We start from the raw sequence: 15,922 nt of genomic DNA, 5'->3' as shown, positions 1-15,922 counted from the left end.
CCCCGGCCCTACCCAGGAACCGGTGGCCGCAGGCCACCTGCGACCTTCCCTCGCCCGCACAGCGGGAGAGGGAAAGGGAGAAACGGGATCGCTGCACGATATGCGGGTCTGTCCGCATGAAGGACTCGATCCGGAAAAAGCTCGATCAGCTCAGCGACCGCTTCGAGGAGGTCGGCGCCCTGCTGTCCCAGCCCGAGATCATCGCCGACCAGAACCGTTTCCGCGGCCTGTCGGTGGAATACAGCCAGCTGGAGCCGGTGATCAGGTGCTACGGCGACTATCGCCGGGCCCGGGCCGACCTGGACAGCGCTGAGGAAATGCAGAACGACCCGGACCCGGAGGTGCGGGAAATGGCCGGCGAGGAACGCCGGGCGGCCGCCGAACGGCTCGAGGCGCTGGAACTGGAACTGCAGAAGCATCTGCTGCCGAAGGATCCGCACGACAACAGCAATATCTTCCTCGAGATCCGCGCCGGCACCGGCGGCGACGAGGCCGCCATCTTCGCCGGCGACCTGCTGCGCATGTACAGCCGCTACGCCGAGACGCATCACTGGAACGTGGAGATTCTGAGCGAATCCCCGGGCGAACACGGCGGCTACAGGGAGGTCATCGCCCGCATCGTCGGCCAGGGCGCCTACTCGCGGCTCAAGTTCGAATCCGGCGCCCACCGGGTCCAGCGCGTGCCGGAGACCGAATCCCAGGGCCGCATCCACACCTCGGCCGCCACCGTGGCGGTACTGCCGGAACTGGAGGCAGCCGAAGCGGTGGACATCAACCCCGCCGACCTGCGCGTGGACACCTACCGCGCCTCCGGCGCCGGCGGCCAGCACGTGAACCGCACCGACTCGGCCGTGCGCCTGACCCACCTGCCCAGCGGCATCGTGGTCGAATGCCAGGACGAGCGCTCCCAGCACAAGAACAAGGCCCGGGCCCTGTCGCTGCTGGCGGCCAGGCTGGAACAGATCGAGCGCGACCGCCGCGCCAGCGAACAGGCGCAGACACGGCGCAGCCTGGTCGGCAGCGGCGACCGCTCCGAGCGCATCCGCACCTACAATTTCCCTCAGGGCCGGGTCACCGACCACCGTATCAACCTGACCCTGCACAAACTCGACGAGATCCTGGCCGGCAACCTGGACCCGGTGATCGACCCGCTGATCAGCGAATACCAGGCCGATCAACTCGCCGCCATCCATGCCGAGTGATGTTCCCCAGACCCTGCAGGACTGGCTGCGCCGGGCCACGCAGCGCCTGCACGAGGCCGGCAGCGACTCCCCGCGCCTGGACGCCCAGATCCTGTTAGGACATGTACTGACCCGGCCGCGCAGCTATCTCTATGCCCATGGCGAGGACCTGCTCACCGAATCAGAATGGCAGCAGGCCGAGGCCCTGCTGGAGCAGCGGCTGACAGGGCATCCCATCGCCCACCTGCTGGGGCGGCGCGAATTCTGGTCGCGGGAACTCGAAGTCAGCCCCGACACCCTGATCCCGCGGCCCGAGACCGAGATCACCCTGGAACTGGCGCTGGAGCAGATCCCGGTCGGGGCCGACCGGGCGCTGCTGGACCTCGGCACCGGCAGCGGGGCGCTGGCCCTGATGCTGGCCCTGGAACGCCCCGGCTGCCGGGTGACCGCCATCGACATCTCTTCCGCCGCCCTGGCCGTGGCCCGCCGCAATCGGGAGCGTCTCGGGGTGGATAACCTGGAACTGCTGGAGGGCGACTGGTTCACGCCGGTCGCCGGCCGGCGCTTCCAGTTGATCGTCAGCAATCCACCCTATGTGGCCGAGCGCGATCCGCATCTGGATGCCGGTGACGTGCGCTTCGAGCCACGCCGCGCCCTGGCCGCCGGCGCCGTCGGTCTGGATGCTCTCGAACAGCTGATCATGCAGGCGCCGGAGCACCTGGAGCCCGGCGGCTGGCTGGTGCTGGAACACGGCTTCGACCAGGCCGACAGCGTCGCCAGCCTGTTGAGGGAAAAGGGGTTTATCGACATCCAGTGCCGTCATGACCTGGCCGGCCAGCCGCGCGCCACGGCGGCCCGCCACCCCGGCAGCGGCTGAAGCGGGCAATTCTGCTTGATTCCTGCCCCGACCCGGCTAGCATGGAGCCATGAGCGAATTGCAGGAACACATCAAGCACCGCGAGATCCTGTTTCGCGGCCCCCACCATGAGCCGCATCAGGCCCAGGCGGCCGCACTCATCCTGAGCAATGTCGAAGGCGTGCTCCACATCCACCCGGCCCAGCCCGAACTCCTGCACGTCAGCTACGACGTCACCCTGCTCACCCTGCAGGTCATCGAGGAACTGCTGGTGGAACTGGGCTTCCATCTGGACAACAACCTGATGATCAAGCTCAAGCGCGCCCTCTACTACTACAGCGAACAGGCCCAGCAGGAACAGCTGGGCTGCCTGCGCGGCCGCGGCAACTGCACCCAGGCCGTGTTCATCGAGAAATACCAGCAGCGACCGCACGGCTGCCGCGACGGCCGGCCGGAACACTGGCGGCGTTACCTCTGACCCGGATTGCACTTACTTCGTCATCCCCGCGAAGGCGGGGATCCAACGCGCGTTTGCCCTGCCAGGCACTGGATTCCCGCTTTCGCGGGAATGACGGGTAAGGTGAAATACGACTCATGCGGGCTGGCATACATCTTCACCTTAAACTGCATTGTCACACTGCCGCCCCTTCACCTTTGATCCACCCGGGGCTACCATCCCGCCATATCGCAACCGTTTACTCTCCCAATGAACGACGACCAACTCCTGCGCTACAGCCGCCAGATCATGCTGCCCGACTTCGGTGTCGAGGCGCAGCAGCGGCTGAATGACGCACATGTGCTGATTATCGGCGCCGGCGGACTGGGCTCCCCGGCCGCCCTGTACCTGGCCGCGGCCGGCGTGGGCCGGCTCACCATCGCCGATCCGGACCGGGTCGATGTAAGCAACCTGCAGCGCCAGATCCTGCACGGCCAGCGCGACCTGGACCGGCCCAAGGTGGATTCGGCCCGTGAGCGACTGGCGGACATCAACCCGGACACCCGGGTCGTTCCCATCGCTGAACGGCTGGAAGACGCCGCCCTGCAGGCGGCGGTCGCCGCGGCCGACCTGGTGGTCGATGCCAGCGACAACTTCGCCACCCGCTTCGCCGTGAATGCCGCCTGCTGGCAGGCCGGACGAGCACTGGTCTCGGGCGCGGCCATCCGCTACGAGGGTCAGCTGAGCGTGTTCCGGGGCGATCTCGCCGCCGGACCCTGCTATCAGTGTCTGTACCGCGACGGCACGGAGGCCGAACAGACCTGCGCCGAAAACGGCATCCTGGCGCCGATCGTCGGCATCATCGGCAGCCTGCAGGCGCTGGAGGCGATCAAGGTGCTGACCGGGCTCGGCGAGCCCCTGGACGGCCGCCTGCTGATCCTCGATGGCCGCAGTCTGGAACTGCGCACCCTGAAACTGCATCCGGACCCGGACTGCCCGGTGTGCAGCGGGACCCGCGTGCAGACACCCGCCCACCCGGCCGGCACCGGCTGATGCGCCAACCCGCGACAGCCCGATTCGCCCGCCCGCTGGCGGCACTGTTTCTGCTGCTCGCCCTGAGCGGCTGCGGGGAAGCACCTTCGGATCCGGAAGCCGCCATCCGCGAACTGATCGCTGCCGCCGAGCAGGCCGCCCAGGACCGCGACCTGGACCTGTTCAGGGACCATATCGCCGCGGACTACAGCGACAGCCGCGGCAACGACCGCGCCGCGGTCCTCAACCGTCTGCGGCTGCTGTTTCTGCGCTACCGGCAACCGAAGCTGCTGACCCGCATCCGGGATATCCGCTTTCCCGCCCCCGACCGGGCCGAGGTCGCGTTGTGGCTGGGCACGGCCGACACCGGACGCCTGGCCTTCGACAGCCGGCGCCTCGAACTCAGTTTGCGACGCACCGGCGGCGACTGGCAGGTGCTGTATGCCCAATGGGAACGCGCCGCGCCTGGAGGCGAGTTGCTGGACTGGGATCAATGAAGGCCGTGCGGTTCCTGCCCGGCCCCACCGGCTGGCTGTGGCTGGCAATCTATGTCGGGGTGCTGGTGTGGTCAGGCATCGAACCCTACGACCGCCTGACCTGGTGGATGGAGGTACTGCCGGCCATGCTCGGCCTGGCGGTGCTGATCGCCACCCGCAGGCATTTCCCGCTCACCCCGCTGGCCTACGGCCTGATCCTGCTGTTCGCCATCATCCTGATGGTGGGCGGGCACTACACCTATGCCCGGGTGCCGGTCTTCGATGTCATCGGCGACTGGTTCGGCTGGCCGCGCAACAACTTCGACAAGCTGGGGCATTTCCTGCAGGGCTTCGTCCCGGCCATGGTCGCCCGCGAGATCCTGCTGCGGTTCGAGGTCATCCGTGTGCGCGGCTGGCTCGCCCCCCTCATCCTGGCCATCTGCCTGGCCATCAGCGCCCTGTATGAACTGATCGAATGGTGGGCGGCCCTGGTCAACGAACAGGCCGCCGAATCCTTCCTCGGCACCCAGGGTTATGTGTGGGACACCCAGTCGGACATGGGCCTGGCGCTGCTCGGGGCGGCGGTGGCGCTGCTGACGCTGTCGCGGGTGCATGATCGGCAGTTGGCCGCCAGAGGGTAGGATGGGTGGAGCGAAGCGCAACCCATCGGCATGTACATGAAGATGGGTTACGGCGCCAGGCGCCTTCACCCATCCTACCCGGCTCCGCGTTCCCACCGCCCGACTCAGCCCCCCAGCCACCCCCGCGTCTCGGGATGGAAATGCACCAGCCCCTCCAGCACCCCGGCGCTGTAGTTGCCGTTCATGCCCATGAAGTCGCCGGCGGCACAGTACAGGCCTGCGGCCTGGTTGCGCGCCCCGGCCTCGCGCAATGCCTGCTCACGCACGGCATCGGTGGCATTGGCCACCAGCACGCCGGGGATGTCGCTGGTCAGCACGTTCAGATCGTTGCCGCTGTCGCCGGCGAACACGGTGTGATGCCGGCCCAGGTCCAGTTCCCGCATCAGAAAACGCACCGCCCCCAGCTTGGTGGCGCTGGCCGGCAGGATGTCCAGCAGGCCGGTGTTGCTGGTCTCGTCCACGCTCCACACGATCTCGAAATCGATATGCAGCTCGCGCAGCCGCCGGCGCAGCTCCAGCAGCACCCCGCTGTCGACCAGGTCCGGCATGGCGTAGTAGCTGAGCTTGTAGTCGTGCTGGTTGGTCTCCTCCTGCAGCGCCAGTTCCTCGATGTCGTCCAGGCGCGGACGCAGATCGTGGTTGCGGTAATGCCGCCAGTCATGGCCGATCTTCTGCCGCCAACTCTCCCACAGGCGCCAGTCGCCGCCCTGCCAGCGGTAGATGGAGGTGCCGACATCGGCCAGGGCATAGGCCGGGTGCGGCAGGTGATACTGTTCGATGGCCGCTTCGATCAGATCGATGTTACGGCCGGACACATAGGCCAGGATGAGCTCGGGGTGCTGCGCCAGTCGGCGCAGGCGCGGCCGCGCTTCGGGGGATTCGGGCTGATTGCCGTTGGGCAGGAGGGTGCGATCGAGATCGCTGCACAGCAGCAGGCGTTCGGACATCTTGGACTCCGTGGACTATCATGCGGCTTGTAGGTTGGGTTAGGCGCAACTGCGCCGTAACCCAACGAATCCGGACCCAATGTCGGGTTACGCCCTTCGGACTAACCCGACCTACGATGCTCACAAAAAATATTCAGAGAACGGAACATCATGCCTGCGCGCAGTATCACCCTGCCCCATACCCTGATCAAGCCGCTACTGGAGACAGCGCTGACCACGCCGGAAGTGGAGGTCTGCGGCCTGATCGGACACCGGCCGGAGGCCGGTTATGACATCTATCCGGTTGCCAATGTCGCGCAGCATCCGCAGTCGCGCTTCGAACTCGATCCGGCCGGTCAGATCGCCGCCATGCGCACCATGCGCGAGAAAGGCGAGACGCTGTTCGCCATCTACCATTCCCATCCGGACGCACCGGCGCGCCCCTCGACCACAGACATCGAGCAGGCCGCCTACCCGGAGGCGCTGAATCTGATCATTTCACTGCAGGACCGGGATGCGCCCGAGGTCAGGGGCTGGTGGATTCGAGGCGGTGATGCCAGAGAAGCGGTAATCGTTATTGCGTGAGCCGCGAATGAACGCGAACAAACCTGGCGGATTCCCTGTCATTGCGAGCTGCGTCAGCGGCGTGGCAATCTCCTGCCGGTGACCACCGGAAGAGTTCGCCGGCCGGGATAAGCGCAACTTTCCCGGCAACGCGGATAATGCCGGAAACGGGCATCCAGCCCTTATTCCGGCCTACGGACTACCCAGGAATCCCGTCATCCCGGCGCATGCCGGGATCCATTGACCACCGCGGTTTCTGGATTCCGGCATGCGCCGGAATGACGGAACAGGAGAGTACACCGACGGGATACACCCAATACCGCTCCGCTTCACGAAGCTTTGCGTCTCTGCGTCTCCGCGTCCTGTGTGTTGCTGTCGCGCAGGCAACTATTCATTCAACAGCTGCTTGAGCAGCTTGTTGACCTCACCCGGATTGGCCTTGCCCTTGGAGGCCTTCATCACCTGGCCAACGAAGAATCCGAACAGCTTGTCCTTGCCGGAGCGGTACTGCTCAGCCTGTTCCGGATTGGCGGCGATCACCTCGCGGATCATCTGCTCAATGGCGCCGGTATCGGTGATCTGCTTCAGGCCCTTGGCCTCGATGACCGCATCGGCATCGCCCTCGCCGGCCCACATGGCCTCGAACACCGTCTTGGCGATCTTGCCGGAGATAGTGTTGTCGTGGATGCGCGCGAGCAACCCGGCCAGGCCGCCGGCGTCGATGGGCGAATCCTCGATCTCGATGCCGTCCTTGTTCAGCGCGGCCGACAACTCGCCCATGACCCAGTTGGCGGCCAGCTTGCCGTCCACCTGCGCGGCGGCGACCACAGCCTCGTAATAGTCGGCCATCTCGCGGCTGGCGGTCAGCACGCCGGCGTCATAGGCGGACAGGCCGTACTGCTCCATGAACCGGCTCTTTTTCGCATCGGGCAGCTCCGGCAGGCTGTTGCGCACCGCCTCGATGAAGGCTTCATCGAGCTCCACCGGCAGCAGGTCCGGATCGGGGAAGTAACGGTAGTCGTTGGCCTCCTCCTTGGTACGCATGGAGCGGGTCTCGTCCTTGCTGGCATCGTACAGACGCGTTTCCTGCACCACGGCGCCGCCGGATTCCAGCACCTCGATCTGGCGCTCGATCTCGAAGTTGATGGCGCGCTCGACGAAACGGAAGGAATTGATGTTCTTGATCTCGGCACGGGTACCGAAGCGGTGCTCGCCCCGGCGCCGGATGGAGACGTTGGCGTCGCAACGGAAGGAACCCTCCTGCATGTTGCCGTCGCAGATCTCCAGGTAGCGCACCAGCGAGTGCAGCTTCTTCATGTAGGCGACCGCCTCCTTCGCCGAACGCAGGTCGGGCTCGGAGACGATCTCCAGCAGCGGGGTGCCGGCGCGGTTGAGGTCGATGCCGGTGACGCCATGGAAGCCCTCATGCAGCGACTTGCCTGCATCCTCCTCCAGGTGGGCGCGGGTGATGCCGATGCGCTTGGTCTCGCCGTCATCCAGCTCGATATCGAGATACCCCGTATGGACGATGGGCAGCTCGTACTGGCTGATCTGGTAGCCCTTGGGCAGGTCGGGGTAGAAGTAGTTCTTGCGCGCGAACACCGAGCGCGGGGCAACAGTGGAATGCGTGGCCAGGCCGAACTTGGCTGCCATGCGCACCACCTCCTCGTTCAGCACCGGCAGCACCCCGGGCAGGCCCAGGTCCACCGCGCAGGCCTGGCTGTTGGGCGCCGCGCCGTAGGCGGTGGAGGCGCCGGAGAAGATCTTGCTCTTCGTCGCCAGCTGGGCGTGGATCTCGAGCCCGATGACTGCTTCCCATTCCATAACTCAAATCCTCAATTCAACGCAGAGGCGCAGAGACGCAGAGGACGCAAAGAATACTTGTATAAGACTTTGCGCCTCTGCGTCTCTGCGTTGAAATCCGAATTCCGCAAATCACTCATAGCCCTTCGGCACGCGCCTATGCCAGTCGGTGACCTGCTGGTAGCGGTGCGCCACGCTCAGCAACCGGGCCTCGTCGAAATAGTTGCCGATCAGCTGCAGCCCCACCGGCAGTTCCTCGACGAAGCCGGCCGGGATCGACATGCCGGGCAGGCCGGCCAGGTTGACGGCGATGGTGAACACGTCCGACAGGTACATGGTCACCGGGTCGTCCACCTTCTCGCCGAGGCGGAAGGCCGTGTTCGGGGCGGTCGGACCGGCAATGACGTCGACCTGCTCGAACGCCGCCCGGAAATCGTCCGCGATCAGATGCCGCGCCTGCTGCGCCTTGAGGTAATAGGCGTCGTAGTAGCCGGCCGACAGGGCGTAGGTGCCGATCATGATGCGGCGCTTGACCTCGGGGCCGAAGCCCTCGCCGCGGGAGCGCTTGTACAGGTCCTCCAGGTCACGCGGGTTCTCGCAGCGATAGCCGAAGCGCACGCCGTCGAAGCGCGACAGGTTGGAGGAACACTCGGCCGGGGCGACCACATAATAGGTGGGCACAGCAAGGCCGGCATTGGGCAGACTGATCTCCACCGGCTCGGCACCGAGCTTCTTCAACTCCGCGATTGCGGCCTCCACCGCCTTCGCCGTGCCGGTGTCCAGCCCCTCGCCGAAATATTCCTTCGGCAGGCCGATCCTCAGACCCTCGAGGTCGTTGTTCAGACCGGCGCTGTAGTCGTCCACCGGCCGGTCCACGCAGGTGGAATCCTTCGGATCGAAACCGGCCATGACCTGCAGCAGCAGCGCGGCGTCCTCGGCGCTGGCGGCCATGGGGCCGGCCTGGTCCAGGCTGGAGGCGAAGGCGATCATGCCGTAGCGCGACACCCGCCCATAGGTGGGCTTCAGCCCGGTGATGCCGCACAGGGCCGCCGGCTGGCGGATGGAGCCGCCGGTGTCGGTGCCGGTGGCCGCCGGCGCCAGGCGCGCGGCGACCACCGCGGCCGAGCCGCCGGAGGAACCGCCCGGGACGGTATTCGTATCCCAGGGATTCTTTACCGGACCGTAGTGGCTGGTTTCATTGGACGAGCCCATGGCGAACTCATCCATGTTGGTCTTGCCCAGCATGACCGCCCCGGCCTGCTTGAAGCGGGCGGTGACGGTGGCATCGTAGGGGGCGATGAAGTTGTCCAGCATGCGCGAGCCGCAGCTGGTCTTCACCCCGTCGGTGCAGAAGATGTCCTTGTGGGCGAAGGGAATGCCGGTGAGCGGCCCGGGTCTGCCGGAGGCCAGCTGGATGTCGGCCTCGCGCGCCCGGGCCAGGGCGGCGTCCTCGCACAGGGTGATGAAACCATTGAGCCCGCCATCGAGGCGTTTGATACGCTCGAGATAGTGGCGGGTCAGTTCCTCGCTGGAGAAGGACCGGTCGCGCAGACCGCGGGCCAGTTCGGCCAGGGTTTTGGTATGCATGGGGTATCCGTTGCTGATCGCTGAAATTCGAACCGTCTTACTCGATGACGCGCGGCACCAGGTACAGGCCGGCCTCGACGGCCGGGGCGCTGGCCTGGAAGTGCGTGCGCTGATCAGTCTCGGTGACGGCGTCCGGGCGCAGGCGCTGGGTCGCCTCCAGGGGATGCGCCATCGGGGTCACATCGCCGGTATCCACCGCTTCAAGCTGCTCGACGAAGGCCAGGATATCGGACAGGTTGCGGGCATAGCCCTCGACATCGGCCGGATCGATGGCCAGCCGGGCCAGATGCGCGATCTTTTCCACTTCCGCTGGCTTCAGGGCCATGAGGACGACTCCTTGAATGACTGATCAGGCTTGCGGGAAACGCGAAAATTAACACACCCCGGGCCCGGGGTGTAGCGCCAGGCTGTCCAGCCTCTCCCCTTCCTTGACGGGAGGCGACCGAGGGGAGGGTGATGCATGGCGGATCCGCCTTGCTCACACCCCTGTCAGGGAAAAGGCGTTATTCTGCTCCCGGACCGATCGCGCGCCCCCGCTTTTCAGCGAAATCATTGTGATGCCGGCCTCAGCCTGCCGACAGCTGTCTTGCCCAAACCCCCACCCGTTGCTACAGTACGCCGAAATTCGCGGAGGCATCACCAACCAATGCTGGGTTTCAAACGTCTCGTCGGGATCTTCTCGGAAGATCTCTCCATCGACCTGGGCACGGCCAACACCTTAATCTATGTCCGCGGGCGCGGCATCGTGCTCAACGAGCCCTCCGTCGTCGCCATCCGTCAGGACCGCGGCCCGGGCGGCCCCAAGAGCATCGCCGCCGTCGGCATCGAGGCCAAGCGCATGCTCGGCCGCACCCCGGGCAACATCACCGCCATCCGCCCGCTCAAGGACGGCGTGATCGCCGATTTCACCGTCACCGAGAAGATGCTCCAGCACTTCATCCACAAGGTGCACGAGGGCCGCTTCTTCCGGCCCAGCCCGCGGGTGCTGATCTGCGTACCCTGCGGTTCCACCCAGGTCGAGCGCCGCGCCATCAAGGAATCGGCCGCCGGCGCCGGGGCCCGCGAGGTCTACCTGATCGAGGAGCCGATGGCCGCAGCCATCGGCGCCGGCATGCCGGTCGACGAGGCCAGCGGCTCCATGGTGCTGGACATCGGCGGCGGCACCTCCGAGGTGGCCGTGATCTCATTGAACGGCATCGTCTACTCCTCCTCCGTACGCATCGGCGGCGACCGTTTCGACGAGGCCATCATCAACTACGTGCGCCGCAACTACGGTACCCTGATCGGCGAATCCACCGCCGAACGCATCAAGCACGAGATCGGCTCGGCCTACCCGGGCAACGAGGTCAAGGAACTGGAGGTCAAGGGCCGCAACCTGGCCCAGGGCGTGCCGCGCAGCTTCACCCTGAACAGCAACGAGATCCTCGAGGCCCTGCAGGAGCCGCTGTCCGGCATCGTCAGCGCGGTCAAGACGGCGCTGGAACAGACCCCGCCGGAACTGGGCGCGGACGTGGCCGAGCGCGGCATCGTGCTCACCGGCGGCAGCGCCCTGCTGCGCGATCTGGACCGGCTGCTGATGGAGGAAACCGGCCTGCCGGTGGTGGTCGCCGACGATCCGCTCACCTGCGTGGCCCGCGGCGGCGGCCGCGCCCTGGAGATGATGGACGAGCGCGGCGGGGACGTATTCTCGCTGGAGGGGTGACCTCTAACCTCCTCCCCCTTGATGGGGGAGGATTGAGGCGGGGGTGCGTTGATTGACATTCACCCCCTCCCGGCCTCCCCCATCAAGGGGGAGAAGTTCACCGTCAAACACTGCTGAGTGCTCTACCCATATAGCCCATCCCGCCCCGGACAGGTACCATTACTGCTGGTCCAACACCCGGACACGCGGAGCACGGAACCATCAAACTCATCTTCACACAAGGCCCCTCCCTGACTGCCAGGCTGGTGGTCTTCGTCTTCGCCTCCATCCTCCTGATGACCCTCGATCAGCGCCAGCAGCATCTGGACAGCCTGCGTTCGGCCCTGTCGGTGGTGGTCTTCCCCATTCAATGGCTGGTCGATCTGCCGGCGGCCAGCCAGGACTGGTTTCAGGAGACCCTCTCCAGCCGCCGGACGCTGCAGGAGGAAAACGCCCGCCTGCGCACCGAGCAGCTCATTCTCAAGGCGGAACTGCAGAAACTGGAGGCGCTGGAGGCAGAAAATCTGCGCCTGCGTGAACTGCTGGACTCTTCCTTCAAGGTCCGTGAACGGGTCCTGATCGCCGAGATCATGGCCGTGGACCTGGACCCCTATCGCCACCAGATTCTGCTCAACAAGGGGCGCTATGCCGATCTCTACACCGGCCAGCCACTGGTCGATGCCAATGGGGTGATGGGGCAGGTGATCCAGGCCGGGCCCTTTTCCGCCACCGCCATGCTCATCACCGATCCCGCCCACGCCGTACCGGTGCAGGTCAACCGCAACGGCCTGCGCAGCATCGCCCTGGGCACCGGCTCACTGACCAGCCTGTCCCTGCCCTATCTGCCCAACAACGCCGACATCGAATCCGGTGATCTGCTGATCACCTCGGGACTCGGCGGCCGCTTCCCCCCCGGCTACCCGGTGGCGGAGGTACAGAGCGTGATCCGCGACCCGGGCGAGTCCTTTGCCCAGGTCTTCGCCCGGCCGCTGGCCGAACTCAATCGCAGCCGCGAGGTGCTGCTGGTCTGGTCCCAGGGCGAGGCCGGCATGGACCCGGCCGCAACGGAACCGGCCGCAGACGAACCTGCCGGGGAATCGACACCATGAGCACACTGGTTCGACACCAGGGCGGCGGCGTGATCCTGCTCAGCCTGCTGATCGGCCTGGTCCTCGGCATCGTGCCGCTGCCGCGCGTGCTGGAACTCTACCGCCCGGACTGGGCATTGCTGATCCTGCTGTACTGGAGCCTGGCCCTGCCGCAGCGCATCGGTGTGGGCATCGCCTGGCTGACCGGGCTGTTCCAGGATGTGCTCACCGCCACCCTGCTGGGTCAGCATGCCCTGGCCTATGCCGTGGCCAGCTACCTCATCATCAACCTGCACCAGCGACTGCGTCTGCACCCCCTGTGGCAGCAGAGCCTGAGCATCCTGGTGCTGCTGATGCTGGCCCAGCTGATCATCTTCTGGATCAACGGCATCATCGGCCGGCCGATCCAGTCCTGGCTGTACTGGCTGCCCTCGGTGGTGGGCGCGGCCCTGTGGCCGGCCGTGTTCGTGCTGCTGCGGGGGCTGCGCCGCGCCTTCCACGTCAGCTGAACCGGCACCGGGACCAACATCCGTGGCACGCAGGATCACACTCAAGGACAACCTCCAGGAAAGCCGCCTGTTCCTGCGTCGCACCCTGGCCGCCATCCTGGTCGTCTTCCTGCTGCTGCTGGTCCTGCTGGGCCGGCTGGCCTATCTGCAGATCGTCTCCCACGAGCATTTCCGTACCCTGTCCGAGGACAACCGGGTCCGCATCGAGCCTGTGCCTCCCACCCGTGGACTGATCTTCGACCGCAACGGCGTGCTGCTGGCCGTGAACCTGCCTTCCTACCGGCTGGACATCGTCCCCGAACAGGTCGATGACCTGGATACCACCCTGGACCGGCTGGGCGAGCTGATCGAGATCCGGGCGCAGGACCTCGAGCGTTTCCACCGCCTGCGCCAGCGCATGCACCGTTTCGAGGGCGTGCCGCTGCGGCTGCATCTCAACGACCAGGAAGTGGCCCGTTTCGCCATCAATCGGCATCGCTTCCAGGGCGTGGACATCCAGGCCGGCCTGACCCGCCACTATCCCCTGCGCAGCCAGGCCGCTCACGCCGTCGGCTATGTCGGTCGCATCAACGAAAACGACCTGCAGGTACTGGACGAGAAGAACTACCGCGGCACCACCCATACCGGCAAGACCGGCATCGAGAAGACCTACGAGGACGTCCTGCACGGCACGGTCGGCTACCAGCAGCTGGAAACCAATGCCCAGGGCCGCACCCTGCGGGTACTCGAACGTCAGTCCCCGCTCCCCGGCAGCGACCTCTATCTCACCCTCGACGCCCGACTGCAGGCCGCCGCCGAGGCCGCCTTCGGCGAATTCAACGGCTCGGCGGTGGCCATAAACCCGCGCGACGGCTCGGTGCTGGCGCTGGTCAGCCTGCCGGGCTTCGACCCCAACCCCTTCGTCAAGGGCATCGAATACGACCGCTACCAGGCGCTGCAGCGCAACCCCGATCAGCCCCTGTTCAACCGCGCCCTGCGCGGCCAGTATCCGCCCGGCTCCACGCTCAAGCCCTTCGTCGGTCTGGCCGGGCTGGAACTGGGCGTGATCCGTCCGGACAGCCATGTCTTCTGCCCCGGCTTCTATACCCTGCCCGGCAAGGAACGCCTGTATCGCGACTGGAAACGCAGCGGCCATGGCCACATGGACCTGCACGACTCCATCGTGCAGTCCTGCGATGTCTATTTCTACGACCTGGCCCGCTCGCTGGGCATCGATCGCATGCACGACTTTCTCGCACAGTTCGGGTTCGGCGAACGCACCGGCATCGATATCGTCGGCGAACTGCCCGGGCTGCTGCCCTCCAGCGAATGGAAGCGCCGGGCCAGAAACGAACCCTGGTTTCCGGGCGAGACCCTGATCAGCGGCATCGGCCAGGGCTTCAACCTGACCACCCCGGTGCAGCTGGCCGCCGCCACCGCGGCACTCGCCACCTATGGCGACTTCTATCAGCCGCACCTGGTCAAGGCGCTGCACGCACCCGGCAGTCCCGGCCTGCAGCCGGTATTCCAGCCCCAGGCCCAGCGCATCCCGCACTCGGACATCCGCAATTGGGACGAGGTCATCCAGGGCATGATCGATGTGGTGCACGGGCCGCGCGGCACGGCCCGCGCCATCGGAGAGGGGCTGGGTTACCGCATCGGCGGCAAGACCGGCACGGCACAGGTATTCAGCATGCCGCAGGAGGAGGACTACGAATACGATCCCGAGGAGATCGCCTTCCGCCTGCGCGACCACGCCCTGTTCATCGCCTTTGCCCCGGTCGACAATCCGCGCATCGCGGTGGCGGTCGTGGTGGAGAACGGCGGTTCCGGCAGCGGCGTGGCCGCGCCGATCGCGCGCAAGATCCTGGACCGCTATTTCGCGGACCATCCTCTGGAACAGGCATCCACGGACAATGACGGACAACCATGAAGACACGCGGACCGCAAAGGCGAACAAGGAATATACTTATCCATTCATCCCTTTGCGCACCGTCTGCGCCGTTGCGGTTAAAATGTTTTTGAGCTGAAGGGACGAACGCAACCCACATGGAAATCAACCCCGGCTCCGGCACCCGACGCACCCTGATGCAGCGCCTGCACCTGGACGGCATGCTGTTGCTGGGCCTGCTCGGCCTGTGCATGCTGGGCCTGGTGGTGCTCTACAGCGCTTCGGGCCAGAGCGATGCCGTGCTCCAGCGCCAACTCATCCGTCTCGGCCTGGCCTTCGTGGTCATGTTCGTGGTGGCGCAGATCCCGCCCTCGCTGCTGCACCGCTGGACGCCCTGGCTGTTCGGCGCCGGCATCGGCCTGCTGGTGGCGGTACTGGTGATCGGGGATGTCGGCAAGGGCGCCCAACGCTGGCTTGATCTGGGCGTGATCCGCTTTCAGCCCTCGGAGGTGATGAAACTGCTGGTGCCGATGATGATCGCCTGGTTCCTGGCCGATGCCCGGCTGCCGCCCGACGCCAAACGGCTGCTGGGTGCCGGACTGCTGATCATCATTCCCACCGTGTTGATCGCCCGCCAGCCGGATCTGGGCACCTCGCTGCTGATCGCCAGCGCCGGCTTCTTCGTCCTGTTCCTGGCCGGACTGTCCTGGCGGCTGCTGGCCGGCCTGGGCGTGCTGGCCGGCGCCCTGCTGCCGGTGCTGTGGTACTTCATGCACGACTACCAGCGCCAGCGGGTGATCACCTTCCTCAATCCGGAGCAGGACCCGCTGGGCGCGGGCTATCACATCATCCAGTCCAAGATCGCCATCGGCTCGGGCGGCCTGTACGGCAAGGGCTGGCTCAACGGCACCCAGTCGCACCTGGAGTTCCTGCCCGAGCGCTCGACCGACTTCATCTTCGCCGTGCTGGCCGAGGAATTCGGCCTGGTCGGAGTGCTGCTGCTGCTCGGGATCTACGCCTTCATCCTGCTGCGCGGCCTGTATCTGGCCACCCGCGCCCAGGACACCTTCACCCGCCTGCTCGGCGGCAGCCTGTCGCTGACCTTCTTCGTCTACCTGATCGTCAACACCGGCATGGTCACCGGCCTGCTGCCTGTGGTCGGGCTGCCGCTGCCCCTGGTCAGCTATGGCGGCACCTCGATGGTGACCCTGCTGGCCGGATTCGGTATGCTGATGTCCATACACACCCACCGCAGATTGCTGCAGAGTTAAC

16 protein-coding genes are annotated in these 15,922 nt (G+C 66.1%); 12 read left to right on the top strand and 4 right to left on the bottom strand.

Annotated features, from left to right (window positions below; all coding sequences use genetic code 11):
- Nucleotides 1–116: 116 nt before the first annotated feature.
- From prfA to COW1_RS14855, 6 genes are all read left to right on the top strand, one after another.
- A complete protein-coding gene (gene prfA / locus COW1_RS14880; protein WP_096367206.1) occupies nt 117–1,202 on the top strand; it encodes a peptide chain release factor 1 in 1,086 nt (361 codons plus the stop codon).
- Nucleotides 1,192–2,058 (top strand): peptide chain release factor N(5)-glutamine methyltransferase, encoded by an 867-nt coding sequence (gene prmC, locus COW1_RS14875; RefSeq protein WP_201344624.1) that lies wholly within the window; start codon nt 1,192–1,194, stop codon nt 2,056–2,058. The genes prfA and prmC overlap by 11 nt, the downstream gene beginning before the upstream one ends.
- A 49-nt stretch (nt 2,059–2,107) precedes the next feature.
- Complete coding sequence (locus COW1_RS14870) at nt 2,108–2,515, top strand: hypothetical protein (protein ID WP_096367208.1); 408 nt, start codon at nt 2,108–2,110, stop codon at nt 2,513–2,515.
- Between the two features lie 228 nt (nt 2,516–2,743).
- Complete coding sequence (locus COW1_RS14865; RefSeq protein ID WP_096367209.1) at nt 2,744–3,526, top strand: molybdopterin-synthase adenylyltransferase MoeB; 783 nt, start codon at nt 2,744–2,746, stop codon at nt 3,524–3,526.
- Nucleotides 3,526–4,002: a hypothetical protein gene (locus COW1_RS14860; RefSeq protein WP_096367210.1), complete on the top strand. Its 477-nt coding sequence runs from the start codon at nt 3,526–3,528 to the stop codon at nt 4,000–4,002. The genes COW1_RS14865 and COW1_RS14860 overlap by 1 nt, the downstream gene beginning before the upstream one ends.
- Nucleotides 3,999–4,622: a DUF2238 domain-containing protein gene (locus COW1_RS14855; protein WP_096367211.1), complete on the top strand. Its 624-nt coding sequence runs from the start codon at nt 3,999–4,001 to the stop codon at nt 4,620–4,622. Before COW1_RS14860 ends, COW1_RS14855 begins: the two co-directional genes overlap by 4 nt.
- A 104-nt stretch (nt 4,623–4,726) precedes the next feature.
- Here the strand turns inward: COW1_RS14855 and COW1_RS14850 are convergent, their stop codons facing one another.
- Entirely contained in the window at nt 4,727–5,569 is an 843-nt protein-coding gene (locus tag COW1_RS14850) for an HAD-IIB family hydrolase (protein ID WP_096367212.1), read from the bottom strand.
- A 150-nt stretch (nt 5,570–5,719) separates the two neighbouring features.
- On the opposite strand from COW1_RS14850, the gene COW1_RS14845 reads away from it, so the two are divergent.
- Nucleotides 5,720–6,133, top strand: coding sequence for a Mov34/MPN/PAD-1 family protein (locus COW1_RS14845; RefSeq protein WP_201344623.1), 414 nt, complete (start codon nt 5,720–5,722; stop codon nt 6,131–6,133).
- Nucleotides 6,134–6,499: 366 nt separating this feature from the next.
- Here COW1_RS14845 and gatB read toward each other — a convergent pair whose 3' ends face one another.
- From gatB to gatC, 3 genes are all read right to left on the bottom strand, one after another.
- Nucleotides 6,500–7,936 carry an Asp-tRNA(Asn)/Glu-tRNA(Gln) amidotransferase subunit GatB gene (gene gatB / locus COW1_RS14840; RefSeq protein WP_096367214.1) on the bottom strand — a complete coding sequence of 479 codons (1,437 nt, stop codon included), beginning with the start codon at nt 7,934–7,936 and terminating at the stop codon, nt 6,500–6,502.
- 111 nt (nt 7,937–8,047) lie between these two features.
- Complete coding sequence (gatA, locus tag COW1_RS14835; RefSeq protein WP_096367215.1) at nt 8,048–9,502, bottom strand: Asp-tRNA(Asn)/Glu-tRNA(Gln) amidotransferase subunit GatA; 1,455 nt, start codon at nt 9,500–9,502, stop codon at nt 8,048–8,050.
- 37 nt (nt 9,503–9,539) lie between these two features.
- Nucleotides 9,540–9,827 carry an Asp-tRNA(Asn)/Glu-tRNA(Gln) amidotransferase subunit GatC gene (gene gatC / locus COW1_RS14830; protein WP_096367216.1) on the bottom strand — a complete coding sequence of 96 codons (288 nt, stop codon included), beginning with the start codon at nt 9,825–9,827 and terminating at the stop codon, nt 9,540–9,542.
- Nucleotides 9,828–10,148: 321 nt separating this feature from the next.
- Here gatC and COW1_RS14825 point away from each other — a divergent pair, with 321 nt between their 5' ends.
- From COW1_RS14825 to rodA, 5 genes are all read left to right on the top strand, one after another.
- Entirely contained in the window at nt 10,149–11,204 is a 1,056-nt protein-coding gene (locus COW1_RS14825) for a rod shape-determining protein (RefSeq protein WP_096367217.1), read from the top strand.
- A 137-nt stretch (nt 11,205–11,341) separates the two neighbouring features.
- The gene (gene mreC / locus COW1_RS14820; RefSeq protein ID WP_370590909.1) at nt 11,342–12,292 is read left to right on the top strand and encodes a rod shape-determining protein MreC; all 951 of its coding nucleotides are present in this window, start codon (nt 11,342–11,344) and stop codon (nt 12,290–12,292) included.
- Nucleotides 12,289–12,780: a rod shape-determining protein MreD gene (mreD, locus tag COW1_RS14815; protein ID WP_096367219.1), complete on the top strand. Its 492-nt coding sequence runs from the start codon at nt 12,289–12,291 to the stop codon at nt 12,778–12,780. Before mreC ends, mreD begins: the two co-directional genes overlap by 4 nt.
- A gap of 22 nt (nt 12,781–12,802) precedes the next feature.
- Complete coding sequence (gene mrdA, locus COW1_RS14810; protein WP_096367220.1) at nt 12,803–14,692, top strand: penicillin-binding protein 2; 1,890 nt, start codon at nt 12,803–12,805, stop codon at nt 14,690–14,692.
- 116 nt (nt 14,693–14,808) lie between these two features.
- Nucleotides 14,809–15,921 (top strand): rod shape-determining protein RodA, encoded by a 1,113-nt coding sequence (gene rodA, locus COW1_RS14805; protein ID WP_201344622.1) that lies wholly within the window; start codon nt 14,809–14,811, stop codon nt 15,919–15,921.
- Nucleotide 15,922 lies beyond the last annotated feature (1 nt).

The sequence above is a fragment of the Thiohalobacter sp. COW1 genome, from assembly GCF_016629505.1.
Taxonomy (GTDB): domain Bacteria; phylum Pseudomonadota; class Gammaproteobacteria; order Thiohalobacterales; family Thiohalobacteraceae; genus Thiohalobacter; species Thiohalobacter thiocyanaticus_A.
This window is presented reverse-complemented; position numbering and strand designations above follow the sequence as displayed.

Excerpts from the sequence above, each read along its gene's own strand:
- prfA (WP_096367206.1), top strand. The coding sequence starts at position 117 with ATGAAGGACTCGATCCGGAAAAAGCTCGATCAGCTCAGCGACCGCTTC.
- prmC (WP_201344624.1), top strand. The coding sequence starts at position 1,192 with ATGCCGAGTGATGTTCCCCAGACCCTGCAGGACTGGCTGCGCCGGGCC.
- COW1_RS14870 (WP_096367208.1), top strand. The coding sequence starts at position 2,108 with ATGAGCGAATTGCAGGAACACATCAAGCACCGCGAGATCCTGTTTCGC.
- COW1_RS14865 (WP_096367209.1), top strand. The coding sequence starts at position 2,744 with ATGAACGACGACCAACTCCTGCGCTACAGCCGCCAGATCATGCTGCCC.
- COW1_RS14860 (WP_096367210.1), top strand. The coding sequence starts at position 3,526 with ATGCGCCAACCCGCGACAGCCCGATTCGCCCGCCCGCTGGCGGCACTG.
- COW1_RS14855 (WP_096367211.1), top strand. The coding sequence starts at position 3,999 with ATGAAGGCCGTGCGGTTCCTGCCCGGCCCCACCGGCTGGCTGTGGCTG.
- COW1_RS14850 (WP_096367212.1), bottom strand. The coding sequence starts at position 5,569 with ATGTCCGAACGCCTGCTGCTGTGCAGCGATCTCGATCGCACCCTCCTG.
- COW1_RS14845 (WP_201344623.1), top strand. The coding sequence starts at position 5,720 with ATGCCTGCGCGCAGTATCACCCTGCCCCATACCCTGATCAAGCCGCTA.
- gatB (WP_096367214.1), bottom strand. The coding sequence starts at position 7,936 with ATGGAATGGGAAGCAGTCATCGGGCTCGAGATCCACGCCCAGCTGGCG.
- gatA (WP_096367215.1), bottom strand. The coding sequence starts at position 9,502 with ATGCATACCAAAACCCTGGCCGAACTGGCCCGCGGTCTGCGCGACCGG.
- gatC (WP_096367216.1), bottom strand. The coding sequence starts at position 9,827 with ATGGCCCTGAAGCCAGCGGAAGTGGAAAAGATCGCGCATCTGGCCCGG.
- COW1_RS14825 (WP_096367217.1), top strand. The coding sequence starts at position 10,149 with ATGCTGGGTTTCAAACGTCTCGTCGGGATCTTCTCGGAAGATCTCTCC.
- mreD (WP_096367219.1), top strand. The coding sequence starts at position 12,289 with ATGAGCACACTGGTTCGACACCAGGGCGGCGGCGTGATCCTGCTCAGC.
- rodA (WP_201344622.1), top strand. The coding sequence starts at position 14,809 with ATGGAAATCAACCCCGGCTCCGGCACCCGACGCACCCTGATGCAGCGC.